Source organism: Anoxybacillus sp. B2M1, from assembly GCF_001634265.1.
Lineage (GTDB): Bacteria > Bacillota > Bacilli > Bacillales > Anoxybacillaceae > Anoxybacteroides > Anoxybacteroides rupiense.
In genome coordinates this window covers 1,467,558-1,482,821 of sequence record NZ_CP015435.1, presented here as the reverse complement: position 1 = coordinate 1,482,821, position 15,264 = coordinate 1,467,558, and the positions used below count along the sequence as shown (strand labels likewise).

Genomic DNA, 15,264 nt, shown 5'->3' with positions numbered 1-15,264 from the left:
CACTCATTTTTGGTGAGATGGAGGAATAAAGATGGTAGCGAAACCGTGCATTTGTGTTGAGCATGTGTCGAGAGTATTTGGAAAAAAGAAAGTTCTTGATGGCATTGCCCTTGCTGTGGAGAGGGGAGAAATTTTTGGAATGCTAGGTCCATCAGGAGCGGGGAAAACGACTTTAGTGAAATTAATCGCGGGAATTGATCAAGCAACGGAAGGCACGATTCATGTGTTTGATGTCAAAATGCCTCATTTACAAGCGATGAAGCGCATCGGATTTATGGCGCAATCAGATGCATTATACGAAGAATTGACAGCGCTTGAAAACCTGCAATTTTTTTCCGCTATTTATGGATTGAGGGGAAAAAGGCAAAAGGAGCGCATTGAAGAAGTGGCGGAGCTTGTCCATTTAACAGAGCATTTGAAAAAAACGGTGCACCATTATTCAGGAGGAATGAAACGACGGTTGTCTTTGGCTGCTTCTTTGTTGCACGAACCAGAAGTGTTAATTTTAGATGAGCCGACAGTAGGAATCGATCCTGTGCTTCGCCAATCGATTTGGGCAGAACTTGAGCGCATTCGCCAGCAAGGAACAACGATTGTGGTAACGACTCACGTCATGGATGAAGCGGAGAAATGTCAAAGGCTGGCGATGATTCGTGACGGGCGCTTGATTGCTGTAGGAAGTCCGAATGAATTAAAAGAAAAGACCCATTCCGAGACGATTGAACAGGCATTTTTATATTTTGGAGGTGCGCATCAATGAGAGTACGCGCGATTGTGATTCGAATTATCCGTCAATTTTTTCGTGATAAGCGGACGCTTGGACTCATGATTTTAGCGCCGATGTTTGTCCTATTTTTAATGAATTTAGTCTTTAATGGTGAAGAATATAAACCAACGATTGCAGTGGATCAAGCCGTCCCTGTGGCGCTTGCTGAAAAGCTGCAAAAAAATGATGCTCATATCAAGTGGATGGACAAACAGACAGCGAAAGCTCAGTTAAACAAGCAACAAATTGACGCTTTTATTGAAATGAAAGAAGGAATGCCGCAAATGACATTGGAGGGAAGCGATCCGACGGCTAACAAAGCTGTGCTGATGTCTGTGCAAAAAACGCTTCAACAGCTAACTCCGCAGACAAAAACGATGAAGCTTGACACCATCTATTTGCACGGATCAGAAGAGATGGCGTTATTTGATAACTTTGGCCCTGTGCTGATTGGCTTTTTTATTTTCTTTTTTGTCTTTTTAATCGCTGGCGTTTCTTTTTTACGAGAACGGACGAGAGGAACATTAGAGCGTCTGTTGGCAACGCCGTTAAAACGATGGGAGATTGTGGTTGGTTATGTGATCGGTTTTGGCATTTTCACCACATTTCAAGCCAGCTTGATTTCGTGGTTTGCGATTCATGTGCTTGATATGATGATGGAAGGGTCGTTTTTGTATGTGCTGCTGATTACTTTTTTGCTATCGATGACGGCGCTAACGCTTGGGACATTATTATCAGCGTTTGCGAACAATGAGCTTCAAATGATTCAATTTATTCCGCTTATCGTTGTGCCGCAAATTTTCTTCTCTGGATTGTTTAATTTGGAAACAATGGCACAGTGGCTCCGCTCATTCAGTGTGATCATGCCATTGACATACGGAGCGGACGCATTAAGGGAGATTATGATTCGCGGCAATGGTTGGAACGAGATTGCCATAGACGTATATGTTTTGCTTGGATTTTCTTTGTTATTTATGATATTAAATGTAATAGCGTTAAAGAAATATCGAAAATTGTAAGGAGCAAATGAACATGAATGATGAGCAATGGCTGCAGGAGCTCTTGAAAATAAATGATGAGGAAGTAAAGCTAAGTGATAAGCAAGCAAAAATTTTAGAAGCGGCGATTGAAATGTTTGCAGAAAAAGGGTATGCTGCAACGTCAACAAGCGAAATCGCCAAGCGAGCGGGCGTTGCGGAAGGAACGATTTTCCGCCATTATAAAACGAAAAAAGAACTGCTGATGGCGATTGTGACGCCAACCATTATGAAAATTGCGGCCCCGTTTTTAGCGAAAGAATTTGTTAAAGAAGTATTTGAAAGCCAATATTCAAGCTATGAAGACTTTATTAGAGCGCTGATGAACAACCGTTATGAATTCGTGAAAAAATATTTGCCGATGATTCGGATTTTTTGGCAGGAAACTGCATTTCATTCAGATATTAAAGAGCAAATTCAAACGGTATTTATGGAGAATATCTATGGGAAATTTAAGCGAGTTATTGATCATTTTCAGCAGAAGGGAGAGCTTGCTGATTTGCCGGCGAATACGATTATTCGGATGACGATTACAACGATCGTCGGCTTTTTGCTCACTCGCTTCATCCTGCTACCGAACCTCCAATGGGATGATGAGCAGGAAATGGAGCGCACCATCCAAATGCTTATGCATGGATTAAAGAAGGAAGGCTGATGGTGTTGGCATCAGTCTCTTCTTTATCTTAATAAAACACTGTATAAAGATATATTGCTATAAAGAATGAACTCCCTTCTTCTGCAGATGTGCGCCGTTTTTATTCGCTTCGTTTCTACATGGCTGTTGATAAAAAGCGGACGATTAATTTCAAATTTTTCTACTACATCGAATACTTGTTCAGGGATGTGCTATAAAAAGCTTAAGCTGGGTTTGCAGCTCAGATCATCAACGCGCATGACTTGGCGTAATAAAGGAAAGGGGAATATGTTGGGGGCATCAATAGCAGGGAAACTAGTATTGTAACCCGACGATCATCCACAATTTAAGAAGGAGAACGAGGAGAGGTTTTAAGATAAAAGATTGCTTATCATTTTTTACCTCGTGTTTATCCTTTCATTGACAAGACCGAGATGGTAGAAAAGGAAAGTTCAGCTGTTTTAGAGAGGGAAAAGCGGGGAATTCGCTTATTCTGTAGTGATGTATTTTTCTATTATAACATTTGAATTTCATCCACCCTTTTGGAACCATAAATTCCAAGAAGGGTGGATTTTTATTAATAAATGGTTAATTTTGTGAATGTCCTACACAAATGTTTTAATTGAAGTTCTTCTTTTGTGTTACCTCAATATTACTAGGATAATTCTTTTATCACCTCTCTCTTTCCACTGATATTCATTATTGTTTTTTAAAAATCACGTTTATTAAACGTATTATATAAAAACGTTATATTAATAATCTATTGTATTGAAGGATGCTAGCTAAAAAACATAGAAATGAAGTCTTAGACCGTCATTATTTGTCGATTATTTTTCACCATTCGAAAATTTTTTGTTTTATCATTTTTATAAAAACAAACAACTTTAACAACGTAAAAATAGTATAATTATTTTAATGTAATTTTCTAAAAATTCTTGACATTAATGATTGAAAACGCTAACATTTTCTAAAAAATAGATGACGATAAAAAAACGTAATATAAAAAAATGTAATAAATGTAAAAGGGGGAATTTGATATGGAGAATTTTTTACAGTTTTTCATAACAGGGGCAACCATAGGAAGTATTTATGCAATTGTGGCTCTTGGTTTTGTGACGATCTACAGCGTTACAAAAGTGATTAATCTTGCCCAGGGTGAGTTTGTTATGCTTGGTGGAATGATCATGTTTACCCTTGTCAGCCGTGGTTTGCCATATTGGGTTGCGTTCTTTTTTACCATTGCCATAGTGATGGTGATAGGCTGGGGGATGGAAGTGACGATTCTCAGTAAAGCGAAAGGAGCAGATCCTTTAAGCTTAATCATTTTAACGATTGGTATTTCAATTTTTATCCGAGGAATGGCTGGGATAATATGGGGGAAAAATCCGGTTCGGATTGAACCTTTTACTGCAAATGAATCGATTAATGTAGGAGGAGCTGCGATCACCCCGCAAAGTATTTGGATCATCATAATCATGCTAGCTGTTGTCCTTGCACTGTATTTATTAATGAATAAAACCCTTGTCGGAAAAGCGTTTCAAGCCTGTTCAGTCAATCCTATAGCAGCTAGACTAATGGGAATCAACCCACGAAAAATGTCTTCCTTTTCGTTTGTGTTAAGTGCAATATTAGGAGCGCTGGCTGGACTGGCAGTTGCGCCGATTATGTTCCCCGCTTACGATATGGGAATTATGTTAGGCATAAAAGGCTTTTCGGCTATTATTTTAGGCGGGCTTGGCAGTGCTCCTGGAGCGGTACTCGGCGGATTAGTGATCGGGTTTTTAGAATCATTCAGTTCTGGATATATCAGCTCCGGTTTAAAAGATGCGATTGTTTTTACTTGCATTCTAGTCATTTTATTAATTCGACCAAGCGGTATTTTAGGAGAAAAAAGTGTTGGAAAAGGGGGATTATGATCGCATGAAGGAACAAACAAGCTCACGGTTATCGTTATCTAGGTTTCGAAAAAAGGGAAATTTGAAAGGGGTTCAACAAACAAACTGGATCCGTTTTTGCGGATTTTTAGCATTGGTGCTCCTATTTCCGATATTGGTCAATGAATCTTTTTATTTAACAAAAGCAACATTTGCCGGGATCTATTCCATTATTGCCATTGGGTTAGCTTTATTGATGGGATATGCAGGCCAAATATCGTTAGGGCAAGCTGCTTTTTATGGTGTAGGCTCTTATGCAACCGCCATACTAACAACAACTTACGGGTGGTCTCCATGGCTTAGCCTGCTCATCTCTATTCTTCTGCCAGCCCTGTTAGCTTTTATAATGGGTTACACTATGTCAAGGTTAAGCGGATATTACTTAGCCATGGCAACATTAGCGTTTGGCATCATTGTGCACGTACTTCTTTTAGAATGGCGGGAAGTAACAAAAGGAGCTTCTGGCTTTTACGGCATCCCATCCATGAGTTTATTTGGTTATACATTAAGTCAAGGCGTATCCTATTATTATTTCGTTTGGGGAATTGTATCACTTGTTGTGATGCTGTCCTTAAATATCGTCCATTCACATGTTGGACGAGTGCTCCGTTCCATTCATGACAGCGAAATTGCATCAAGTTCAGTGGGGGTAGAAACAGGAAAGTATAAAATGCAAATTTTTATATTGAGCGCTATGCTAGCGGGATTGGCTGGATGGCTATTCGCTCATATGAGCTACAGTATTTCACCAAGCTCATTTTCACTAGACGCTTCGATCATTTTTTTGACAATGGTTGTTCTTGGAGGTAGCGGGAGTATATGGGGAGCGGTCGGTGGCGCCATTTTTATTACTTTTATTAGTGTTGTCGTTCATAATCTTGGAGAGCAATTTACTTTTATTACAAGTGATTTTGAACAAGTGATTTATGGATTGATTTTAGTATGTGTAATCATTTTTATCCCGCATGGTTTATCAGCATTATTGTACCGCCGTTCTAAAGGTTCTTACTAAAGGGGGAGGCAGAGATGTTGTTAGAAGTGCGAAATGTGACAAAAAAATTTGGAGGGGTAGTGGCTAATAAAGATGTTAGCTTTTCTATCGAGCAAGGACAAATTGTAGGGCTCATTGGTCCAAATGGCGCAGGGAAAAGTACGATGTTTAATATGGTTTCTGCGGTATTCCCTCCAACAATAGGAGAAATTGTTTTTGAAGGGAAAAATATCGAGAAGCTTCCTAATTACGAGGTAAGCCGTTTAGGGATTGCCCGTACATTTCAAAATATTAAAATTTTCAAAAACATGACAGTTATTGAGAATGTGATGGTTGGGCTCCACATTCATACAAGAAGCAGCATGCTTTCTGCCGCTTTCTTTTCTCCGAGAACGAGAAAAGAAGAACAAATTTTATACGAAACAGCTATGGAATATTTGAAATTTGTAGGGCTCGAAGGACTATATGATCAAATGTCGAGCAGCCTTCCACTAGGGGCTCTTCGACTTTTAGAGCTTGCTAGGGCATTGGCAACAAAACCAAAGCTGTTATTGCTTGATGAAATTGCGGCAGGATTAAATCATAAAGAGACAAAGGAGATGGCAAGATTAATCCAACAAATCAAAGAGAAGGGTATAACCGTTTTTGTCGTTGAGCACGACATGGATCTAGTGATGAGGATATGCGATAAAATTATCGTTCTTGATCAAGGAAGCAAAATTGCTGAAGGGACACCAAAGGAAATTCAAAATAATGAGGATGTTATCAGTGCCTACTTGGGAGCTGATATAGAGGAAAAAGCAGGGGAGGGAGCGTGATGGAACAACAGTCGGTTATTGATATTCAAAAGGTATCAGTGAATTATGGCCCCATTAGAGCATTAGACGAAGTATCTTTGACAGTGAATGAAGGAGAGATTGTGGCTTTAATCGGTGCTAACGGAGCGGGCAAGACAACATTGCTACAAACGATTTCAGGGTTGCTGACACCAGCTGGCGGAAAAATTTATTTTTACGGTGAAGACATCACCTCACTAACTGCCGAAAAGATTGTCAGAAAGCATTTGATTCATGTTCCTGAGCACCGGCAAATTTTTACTACTCTGTCTGTATTGGATAATTTGCATTTAGGTGCCTTTCATCATTATCGAAAATCAGGACGAAAAGAAATGGAGGAAAACTTAGAAAAAGTTTTTGCGTTGTTCCCTATTTTAAAAGAGAGACAATTACAATTAGCTGGTACGTTATCAGGGGGACAACAACAAATGTTAGCGATTGCTAGAGGCTTTATGTCTAAGCCGCGACTGCTTCTGTTAGATGAGCCAACTTTAGGATTAGCGCCAATTGTCGCAGCAGAGGTTCTTCGGCTGATTAGAGAACTGAAAAAGGAGTTTGGAACCACTGTATTGCTGATTGAACAAAACGTTGTTGCATCATTAAAAATAGCCGATCGCGGATACGTTATTTCGCATGGCAAAATTGTAAAATCAGGAATATCACAAGAATTGTTAAACGATAAGGAAGTTAAAGAAGCTTATTTAGGCCAAGCGATCTCATAAAAAATTGATAGGGGGAGAGAGAATGATGAAAAAAAGGTTTTTGCTCATATTCGTTTTGTCTGTGTTTCTTTTTATTGCTGCATGTAGCAGCAAAGAGGAGAATAGCGGTCAAGGAAATAAAAAAGCTTCTGAATATGTGATAGGGGCCATTTATTCTAAAACAGGACCCAATAGCCCTCTTGGCGAGCCGGAATGGAATGCAACACAATTAATCGTTGATAAAATCAATGCTGAAGGTGGAATTAACGGGGTGCCTATCCGCTTAATTTTAGCAGATGATGAATCAAATCAGGAAAAAGCGACTCAAGAGATGAATCGTCTTGTTCATGATGAACAGGCGCTAGTGGTTTTAGGATCGTCTGGAAGTGGCGAAAGCTTGGCGATGAAAGGAATTGCTATGCAGAATCAAGTTCCCATGATTTCAGCAGGAGCAAGTGTTCATATTATCGACCCTGTACAGGAATCTAAATGGGTCTTTAAAACACCGCATTCCGATGTTCATGCTGTTCAAAGAATTTATGAGTACCTTAACAAACAAGGCATTAACCGAATTGGTACGCTAACAGATTCAAATTCATTTGGAACTAGCGGATTAGAGCAATTGGAAAAATTGGCTTCAAAATACGATATTGAAATTACAGAAAAAGAAAGCTATAACACTCAAGATCCAGATATGAGTGCACAGCTGACGCGTATTAAAAGTTCAGGAGCGCAGGCGGTTGTAGTTTGGGGAACAAACCCAGGTCCTGCGGTGATTGCTAGTAATATGAAGAAGTTGAATATGGCAATACCGATGATCGGAAGCCATGGTATAGCAAATCAAAATTTCATTAATTTAGCGAAGGATGCAGCGGAAGGCGTTGTTATTCCCACAGGAAAGCTATTGTTTCCTGAGCAAATTCCTAAAGATGATGCTCAGTACGAAGTGATCACATCTTTCCACAAAGCATATGTTGAAAAATATGGGAATGAACCAACCAACTTTGGAGCATATGGGCATGATAATATAATGCTTGTCATTGAGGCATTGCGTTCCGGTGCCAATGATCGCGAGTCTATTCGTGATTTCTTAGAAAACAAAGTGAAGAATTGGGTTGGGGCAACAGGCATGTTTACTTTTTCTCCAGATGATCACAATGGCTTAACTTCCGATAGCATGGTTATGGCTGTTGTCAAAGATGGAAAATGGACGCTGCTTGAGAATTAAGAAAGCGAATAATTTTATTATTGTGATGTAAAACATGGAGTTAGATGATATATAGTAAGGACCAATAAGTGCTATGCTTGAATCCGTGTTTAATGGGGATGAAAGAGGAGACAAGGAGCGTATGCGTAACTATATTTCTGATATTCAGGAATTTAATTGAAATTATAAATGAAATGTGAAGATTTACTGAATGGTCTTTGAAAAGTTGCTAAATGAGAGAAAGCTGTGGATCTGCCTTTAGCTATGGATTCACGTGATAAAAGCTCGAACGACACCGCTTTCAGACTAATAAATGGGTCTGGAAGCGGTTCGTTGTTAGGATACAAAAACGACACGAGCTTCATATTGAAGATATAAAGGTTAAAAGGGTAAGTTTCATCTATTATAATTAGCGGGGTGAATAAAAAATGATGGAAGAACTTATAAAGAAGATGAAGGAAGACCCTTTCGCTCGATATTTAGGTGTTTCTATTGATGAAGTTAGACAAGGATATGCGCAAGTTTCAATGGAAATTAAAGACCATTTGTTGAATTTTAATGGAAGCACAAATGGTGGTGCGATTTTTTCTTTAGCGGATATAGCCTTTGCCTGCGCCAGCAATTCCCATAATCAAATCGCTGTTGGAATTACGATGACCATGCATTACATTAAAGCGAGCGTCGTGGGCGAAAAGCTGATAGCCGTTGCACAGGAAGAAACGGACCCACATCGTCTCGGATTATACCGGATTGTTGTTTTGAATGATAATGAGGAGATTATTGCTCTCGCCGAAGGGATGGTTTATAGGAAGAAAGGAACAGTTGTTTCTGTTCCTACACAATAAAATGAAAGAGAAATCCTGGATTCCACAGAGAAATAAAAAATAGAGACTAGTCTCAAAAAGGATGTTTGAATGCCCTTTTGAGACAGCCTCTTCTTTAATTTATTGATCGGGCGACGATGTGCTCGTTTTCAACTGTAATTTGAATTTTTTTCACTTTATCCTGATCAAGAAGTAAGTCAGCCACTTGATCTTCGATATGCTCTTGAATGGCCCGGCGTAACGGACGAGCTCCGAATGAAGGATGGTAGCCGATTTCAGCAAGCTTTTCCTTCGCTTCCTGCGATACTTCAAGCTGAATGCCCTCATCTTTTAAGGTTGTTTGCAGCTCAGCAAGCATTAACTCAACAATTTGTAGCATGTGCTCTTTTTGCAGCGCTTTAAATTCAATAATGGCATCCAAGCGATTTAAAAACTCCGGTTTGAAGTACGCGCTTAGAGAGTCGAGAATGCTTGTTTGGCCAACGCGATTTTCTTTTTCAAAGCCGACTGTAATTTTTTTATCGGTAACACCGGCGTTGCTTGTCATAATAATAACGGTATCCTTAAAGCTAACTGTGCGGCCTTGGCTATCTGTTAAACGCCCGTCCTCTAAGATTTGCAAAAAGATGTGTTGCACATCAGGATGGGCTTTTTCAATTTCATCAAGCAAGATCATGCTATAAGGATTGCGGCGCACCTTTTCTGTTAGCTGTCCCGCTTCTTCGTGTCCAACGTAGCCAGGAGGTGAACCGATTAATTTCGATACAGAATGCTTTTCCATATATTCGCTCATATCTAAACGAATCATGGCGTCTTTTGAACCAAATAGCTCCTCTGCCAGCGTCTTTGTCAGCTCTGTTTTACCGACTCCTGTTGGGCCGACGAAGAGGAAGGAGCCAATTGGCCGGTTTTTCGCTTTTAGTCCAGCCCGGCTGCGGCGGATCGCTTTAGCCACTTTTTTCACCGCTTCTTCTTGTCCAATGATCTTTTTCGCTAAGTTTTCTTCCAACTGCTTCATTTTTGTTTTTTCGTCAGCTTGGAGCTTGCCGACAGGGATGCCCGTTTTTTCTTCGATTAATTGCTGAATATCAGCAACATCAACAATCGGTGTTTCATCAGCTTGCTGGTTTTGCAGCTGCTTTTCTAATCGGAGCTCTTCAGCCCGCAATTGAGCGGCGCGTTCATAATTTTCTTCCGCCGCTGCTTTTTCTTTTTCCTTCGCTAAAAAGGCCAATCGTTGTTGAATATTTTTTTCATCTGTTGCAGCAATGCGTAAATTGGCTTTTGAGCCAGCCTCATCTAATAAATCAATGGCTTTATCCGGCAAAAAGCGGTCTTGAATGTAGCGGTGCGATAAAGCTGCACACGCTTGAATCGCTTCATCCGTATATTTTACGCGATGGAATTGTTCATATTTTTCTTGAATTCCTTTTAAAATATGGATGGCTTCGTCCACTGTTGGCTCATGAACAATAACAGGCTGGAAGCGACGTTCAAGAGCAGCATCTTTTTCAATTTGTCGATATTCTTTTAATGTCGTTGCTCCAACGATCTGAAGTTCGCCGCGGGCAAGAGCTGGCTTCAGAATATTGCCTGCATCCATGGAGCCTTCAGCAGAGCCGGCTCCGACTAGCAAATGAATCTCATCGATAAAAAGAATAATATTTTTTCGCCGTTGCAGTTCGGCAATGAGCTGCTTCATTCGCTCCTCAAATTGTCCGCGAATGCCAGTATTGGCTACGAGAGAAGCGACATCAAGCAAATATACTTCTTTGTTTAACAGTTTTTCTGGAACGCGTCCTTCCGCAATTTTTAAGGCTAATCCTTCGACGATCGCTGTTTTTCCGACACCCGGCTCTCCAATCAGCACAGGATTGTTTTTATTGCGCCGGTTTAAAATTTCAATGACTCGTTCAATTTCTTGGTCGCGGCCAATGACTGGATCGATCAATCCCGCCTTTGCTAGCTGGGTTAAATTGCGACCAAATTGATCTAAAAAGCCGCCGCCTCTGTGCGATGGCGTCATTGGTATTGGATTTGCCGAAGAAGAGAATGCTGAATCGGCCGCCAGGTTTCCTGAAAAGAACGAATCTAGCGGAATGGATGGAAATGTTCCGAATTCAAAATTCATTGGAATGGTCAATTCTTGTTTTTGTTTTGTATAGCACTCATGACAAAGCTGCAGCTGCTTTTTTTCATGATTAATTTGCATCTGAACGAATACGGTTGCTTTGTGTTGATGACATAATTGGCAAAGCATGAGGCATAACCTCCTTTTTTGACTTTGACTATATTTGACTTTAACTTTATTATAATTTGACCTTTTTTGACTTTCAAGAGGTTTTTATAAATTTTTTGTGCGATTGGTGAAATGTTTTTGAAAAAAATGTGAACAATGATTTGTAGCTAGAAAGAGGTGTGATATAGTGGACAATGAGAGAAGAAAGAGGGGGAACGTGAAGATGAAAGTTTATATTCGCTTGATGCTTGCCATGATGGTGGTGTTATTGATTTCGGCATGTGGCCAAACGAAAGATCAATCGGCTGATGAACCTGCCATTTTAAATGTAAAAATAGATGTGAAGTCGCCAATTGAGCTTCAGAAAAAAACAGAAATCGCTTGTATTGTTACATATGGAAAGGAAAAAGTGAACGACGCGGATGAGGTGAAGTTCGAAATTTGGAAGCAGGGAAACGACCAGCATGAAATGATTTCAGCCAAGAGCAAAGGAAACGGAAAATACGCTATTGAAAAAACATTTACCGAGGCAGGAACATATTCCATTGTGGCCCATGTTACAGCTCGCAATATGCATAATATGCCCAAAACAGATGTGATTGTAGGTGACAATGCTGGTTCCGCATCGGAGCATGAAGAAAGCGGTTCTGACCATTCGCACCATGACGATGCTGCTGGTGTGGCTGTAACGTTGCATCCACAGATGTTTACAGTCAACAAGGAGGAACCAATTGTTGCCGATATTGTGTATAATGACCAGCCACTTACGGCGGCAAAAGTTCGTTTTGAAATCTGGAAGGACCAGATGAAGCATGAGTTTATCGATGCGAATGAACAAGGCAGTGGAAAATACCAGGCGAAAACAGTATTTAAAGAAAAGGGAACGTTTTCAGTTAAAGTGCATGTCGAAACGAACGAATTGCATGAACATCAAGTAAAGCAAGTGATGGTTCAATAGAAAGGAAGCCCCAAAGGCTTCCTTTTTTCTATTTTCTTTTCGTCTTTCTTTGTCCTTTTTTTCATATATATAACCAAGCATATTAGCGAACTGATCAAACCAAATCGACGGCTCATTCCACACTGTTCTGCCATTGCTTATAAGCAGCCTGCAATCGAAATGGAGATAGCGTTTAGGGCGATGGCTAACGGCTGGATTGCTGGGCTCGAAGCTTTGATTGAGGAGAGGGGAGAAAAGCTCGGTGCTCAGCCTCGTGAGCTTGTATTTTCAATAAATAATGGATTACCACGATAAGCTAGGGAAGAGAGACAGGGGGAAGAAAATGATTAAAAGATGGCTGGCAGCTTGGCAGATTGCCGCTGTATACGTAGGAACTGTCGTTGGAGCAGGATTTGCGACAGGAAAAGAGATTATTGCTTTTTTTACACAATACGGAAAAATTGGAACGATGGGAGTTTTGGTTAGCGGTTGGCTGTTTGCATGGCTAGGAATGCGGATGATGATGATGGCGAGAGCGCTGCGTGCTTCCTCGTACAAGCAATTGAATGATTATTTGTTTGGCAAAACGGCCAGCACATTCGTTACGTTCATTATGACGATCATGATTGTTGGCGTGACTTCTGTGATGCTATCAGGAGCAGGAGCGTTATTTGAGGAGCAGCTCGGATTGCCGAAGCCTCTAGGGATGCTGGCAACGATCGTTCTTGTGTTTGCCGTGATGCTTTATGATGCGAAAGGCTTATTTGCCGTGAATGTGTTCGTTGTTCCGATGATGATCCTATTTAGCTTTGTGCTTTTAGGGAAATTACTGCTTGGGGGAGAATGGTGCGGTCCTTCTAGCTCCTCTCCTTCCTCTTGGAGTGCTTTTTTCTCGCCTCTTTCCTATGCGGCCTTTAATTTAGCGATGGCGCAGCCGGTTCTTGTTCCGCTCGCCTCTGAAGCAGAGGACGATCGAGTGGTCAAGTGGGGAGCGCTGCTTGGCGGGATATTGCTAACGAGCATTTTATTGAGCAGCCACTTTGTTTTGCTGTCTTTTCCGCATGTATTGCGTTATGAAATTCCTATGGCTGAAATTGTTCGCACGTTTTTTATGTATTTTTATTGGTTGTATTTATTCGTTATTTATGGCGAGATTTTTACGTCCATCATTGGGGGAGTATTTGGGCTGCAGCGACAGTTTCAGGCATTCTCCTCGACGTTGTTTTTGGCGATTTTGTTTTTGATTTTGTATACGATCAGTTCATTTCGCTACGGATCTTTGCTCTCATTCTTATATCCTTTGTTTGGATATATCAGTCTTTTGTTTCTTGTTTTGCTTTTGTTTCGCAAAATTCCTCAGACGCAAAAATAGGATGCGGCAAAAATCTGCTTTTCAAAAAAATGAAAGGCTTGGCGGTGCAGCCAAGCCTTTTGGTTTTAAAAAAAGATAGGGCATTTGTGCGATTCGCTCAGCTCAGATAATGGGCGTTTTTAGCCGTGAAGCGTTCGACAAACGGTTAGTATAAACTAGGCATGCTGGAAGCGGGTGACGATTTGTTGCAGCTGTTGAACAGAGGTGGATAAAACAGCGGCATCCTTGGCCAGTTCATGAATGGCAATGGTTTGCTGTTCCAATCCTGAAGTTGTTTCATGAACCATATTGGTAAAATCTTTAGCAATGCTATGCACTTCTTCGATCGTTTGTTTTAATTCATCACCATGGTTCGTAATCTGCTCCACATGATTTCGGCTACGCAGCAGCAGGTCATTCATTTGTGAAAAAACTTGCAAAAATGATTTCATCGCTTCATTTGTTTTTAAAAAGGAATGCATAGTGGTGGCAGCGGTTTGCCCGTTTTGCTGAACCGCTTCCACTGCACGATCTAGCAAATGCCTCATATCTTGCAACGAAGATAAAATTTGTGCGGAAAAGGTGTTAGTGTTTTCCGCCAGCTTTCTGACTTCTTGAGCGACAATGGCAAATCCTTTTCCAGCTTCTCCAGCTCTTGATGCTTCAATCGAAGCATTTAGCGCAAGCAAATTTGTTTGCTTGGCAATCGCTGTAATGGCCGAAACAATTCCCACGGCTTGATTGGCTTCTTGAGAAGCGGAGTAGATGAGCGAAGCCGTCTCTTGCATATCATGCTGCATCCCATCCATTTGCTCTTTTGTCAATTCAAGCAAGCGGCTTCCTTCGCGCATCGATTCCGTTACTTCTCTCGCATGGTTAACAACGCTTTCAAACTCTTTTTGCATATCCCATACTTCTTCAAGCATTTTAGTGACAAATTGATTGGCATGTCCTACTGATGCGGTTTGCTGCTTTGCCCCTTCGCGGAATGTTTCCATCGCAGCGGCAATTTCGTCAAACGACTCTGAAAGGCGTCTCGTTTCATTTGTTTGCTGCTCGCCTACTTTGCTTACGGTTTGGGTAGCTTTGGCTAATTCTGCTAAAATCGTGCGCATACCTAGAATCATTTTGTTAAGCTCATACCCAATTTGATGAAATATCGTTCGTTTTTGAACTGTCTGTACTTGCACGTCAAGATTTCCTGACGAAACGGTGCGAGTGACATAGTACCAGTGGCGGCATTCTTTGATGATCGCTCGATAAAGGAAGGTATGGAGAATAAGGCTGATTACGATCGTTAAGCTACAAATGAATAATGGCGATAAAGAGAGCAGTTGAGCGATAAAAAAGCTGATGGTGGCCGGAATGGCCGATAGACATGCTAATTGAATTTGCAAAGTAGGCTGATAAGATAATCTGCCCATTCGCAAATTTAATCGCTTGCCTGTGCTGTCTATGTATAGAGGGCAACTTGCATCGATGAGCAGCTCACCGGTATCACGCTTGTACGCTTGCAGAAGCGGTTCGGTTGTTTGAGCAGCTTTTTGGCCAACTTCATCAGAAAACGTTCGGCCTTCGCGCAGCCGATTCGTGTGGACAATGGCATAGCCTGTTTCATCAACGATAACAAAATATTCATCATGCTGCAGCTGTTCATCAAGAAATGAGCGAATGCGATCAATTTGCTGTTCAAAAGGCTTGGTTTTGTCTATTTTTTGCTGAATTTGTTCAGCCACTTGAACAACTTTTTTCAGTGCATCTTGTGCCTCTTTCTTTTTGAGTAGTCGATTCATTATGTCCCCCTCCG

Annotated in this window: 13 protein-coding genes; 11 read left to right on the top strand and 2 right to left on the bottom strand. The window is 40.9% G+C overall.

Annotation, left to right across the window (positions count from 1 at the left end; genetic code table 11):
• Positions 1-31: 31 nt before the first annotated feature.
• The 9 genes from GFC28_RS07155 (at position 32) to GFC28_RS07115 (ending at position 8,951) form a co-directional block, all read left to right on the top strand.
• Positions 32-760, top strand: a complete 729-nt coding sequence (locus tag GFC28_RS07155) for an ABC transporter ATP-binding protein (protein WP_044746714.1) — start codon at positions 32-34, stop codon at positions 758-760.
• Positions 757-1,785 (top strand): ABC transporter permease, encoded by a 1,029-nt coding sequence (locus GFC28_RS07150; RefSeq protein WP_044746713.1) that lies wholly within the window; start codon positions 757-759, stop codon positions 1,783-1,785. The genes GFC28_RS07155 and GFC28_RS07150 overlap by 4 nt, the downstream gene beginning before the upstream one ends.
• Before the next feature lie 13 nt (positions 1,786-1,798).
• A complete protein-coding gene (locus GFC28_RS07145; protein ID WP_044746712.1) occupies positions 1,799-2,458 on the top strand; it encodes a TetR/AcrR family transcriptional regulator in 660 nt (219 codons plus the stop codon).
• A gap of 1,016 nt (positions 2,459-3,474) precedes the next feature.
• Positions 3,475-4,353 carry a branched-chain amino acid ABC transporter permease gene (locus tag GFC28_RS07140; RefSeq protein WP_044746711.1) on the top strand — a complete coding sequence of 293 codons (879 nt, stop codon included), beginning with the start codon at positions 3,475-3,477 and terminating at the stop codon, positions 4,351-4,353.
• 4 nt (positions 4,354-4,357) lie between these two features.
• The gene (locus tag GFC28_RS07135) at positions 4,358-5,383 is read left to right on the top strand and encodes a branched-chain amino acid ABC transporter permease (RefSeq protein WP_052661054.1); all 1,026 of its coding nucleotides are present in this window, start codon (positions 4,358-4,360) and stop codon (positions 5,381-5,383) included.
• A gap of 14 nt (positions 5,384-5,397) precedes the next feature.
• Positions 5,398-6,180, top strand: a complete 783-nt coding sequence (locus GFC28_RS07130) for an ABC transporter ATP-binding protein (protein WP_044746710.1) — start codon at positions 5,398-5,400, stop codon at positions 6,178-6,180.
• Positions 6,180-6,920, top strand: a complete 741-nt coding sequence (locus GFC28_RS07125; protein ID WP_044746709.1) for an ABC transporter ATP-binding protein — start codon at positions 6,180-6,182, stop codon at positions 6,918-6,920. The genes GFC28_RS07130 and GFC28_RS07125 overlap by 1 nt, the downstream gene beginning before the upstream one ends.
• 22 nt (positions 6,921-6,942) lie before the next feature.
• Positions 6,943-8,127: an ABC transporter substrate-binding protein gene (locus GFC28_RS07120; RefSeq protein WP_231883432.1), complete on the top strand. Its 1,185-nt coding sequence runs from the start codon at positions 6,943-6,945 to the stop codon at positions 8,125-8,127.
• 407 nt (positions 8,128-8,534) lie between these two features.
• On the top strand, positions 8,535-8,951 hold the full coding sequence (locus GFC28_RS07115; protein ID WP_231734594.1) for a PaaI family thioesterase: 417 nt from the start codon (positions 8,535-8,537) through the stop codon (positions 8,949-8,951).
• A gap of 94 nt (positions 8,952-9,045) precedes the next feature.
• Here the strand turns inward: GFC28_RS07115 and GFC28_RS07110 are convergent, their stop codons facing one another.
• On the bottom strand, positions 9,046-11,190 hold the full coding sequence (locus tag GFC28_RS07110; protein ID WP_044746708.1) for an ATP-dependent Clp protease ATP-binding subunit: 2,145 nt from the start codon (positions 11,188-11,190) through the stop codon (positions 9,046-9,048).
• Between the two features lie 202 nt (positions 11,191-11,392).
• Here GFC28_RS07110 and GFC28_RS07105 point away from each other — a divergent pair, with 202 nt between their 5' ends.
• Entirely contained in the window at positions 11,393-12,127 is a 735-nt protein-coding gene (locus tag GFC28_RS07105; RefSeq protein WP_044746707.1) for a FixH family protein, read from the top strand.
• A 322-nt stretch (positions 12,128-12,449) separates the two neighbouring features.
• Positions 12,450-13,478, top strand: a complete 1,029-nt coding sequence (locus tag GFC28_RS07100) for a YkvI family membrane protein (RefSeq protein ID WP_044746706.1) — start codon at positions 12,450-12,452, stop codon at positions 13,476-13,478.
• A 155-nt stretch (positions 13,479-13,633) separates the two neighbouring features.
• On the opposite strand, the gene GFC28_RS07095 is transcribed toward GFC28_RS07100, so the two are convergent.
• On the bottom strand, positions 13,634-15,250 hold the full coding sequence (locus GFC28_RS07095; protein WP_044746705.1) for a methyl-accepting chemotaxis protein: 1,617 nt from the start codon (positions 15,248-15,250) through the stop codon (positions 13,634-13,636).
• Positions 15,251-15,264: the final 14 nt, after the last annotated feature.

Excerpts from the sequence above, each read along its gene's own strand:
- GFC28_RS07155 (WP_044746714.1), top strand. The coding sequence starts at position 32 with ATGGTAGCGAAACCGTGCATTTGTGTTGAGCATGTGTCGAGAGTATTT.
- GFC28_RS07150 (WP_044746713.1), top strand. The coding sequence starts at position 757 with ATGAGAGTACGCGCGATTGTGATTCGAATTATCCGTCAATTTTTTCGT.
- GFC28_RS07145 (WP_044746712.1), top strand. The coding sequence starts at position 1,799 with ATGAATGATGAGCAATGGCTGCAGGAGCTCTTGAAAATAAATGATGAG.
- GFC28_RS07140 (WP_044746711.1), top strand. The coding sequence starts at position 3,475 with ATGGAGAATTTTTTACAGTTTTTCATAACAGGGGCAACCATAGGAAGT.
- GFC28_RS07135 (WP_052661054.1), top strand. The coding sequence starts at position 4,358 with ATGAAGGAACAAACAAGCTCACGGTTATCGTTATCTAGGTTTCGAAAA.
- GFC28_RS07130 (WP_044746710.1), top strand. The coding sequence starts at position 5,398 with ATGTTGTTAGAAGTGCGAAATGTGACAAAAAAATTTGGAGGGGTAGTG.
- GFC28_RS07125 (WP_044746709.1), top strand. The coding sequence starts at position 6,180 with ATGGAACAACAGTCGGTTATTGATATTCAAAAGGTATCAGTGAATTAT.
- GFC28_RS07120 (WP_231883432.1), top strand. The coding sequence starts at position 6,943 with ATGATGAAAAAAAGGTTTTTGCTCATATTCGTTTTGTCTGTGTTTCTT.
- GFC28_RS07115 (WP_231734594.1), top strand. The coding sequence starts at position 8,535 with ATGATGGAAGAACTTATAAAGAAGATGAAGGAAGACCCTTTCGCTCGA.
- GFC28_RS07110 (WP_044746708.1), bottom strand. The coding sequence starts at position 11,190 with ATGCTTTGCCAATTATGTCATCAACACAAAGCAACCGTATTCGTTCAG.
- GFC28_RS07105 (WP_044746707.1), top strand. The coding sequence starts at position 11,393 with ATGAAAGTTTATATTCGCTTGATGCTTGCCATGATGGTGGTGTTATTG.
- GFC28_RS07100 (WP_044746706.1), top strand. The coding sequence starts at position 12,450 with ATGATTAAAAGATGGCTGGCAGCTTGGCAGATTGCCGCTGTATACGTA.
- GFC28_RS07095 (WP_044746705.1), bottom strand. The coding sequence starts at position 15,250 with ATGAATCGACTACTCAAAAAGAAAGAGGCACAAGATGCACTGAAAAAA.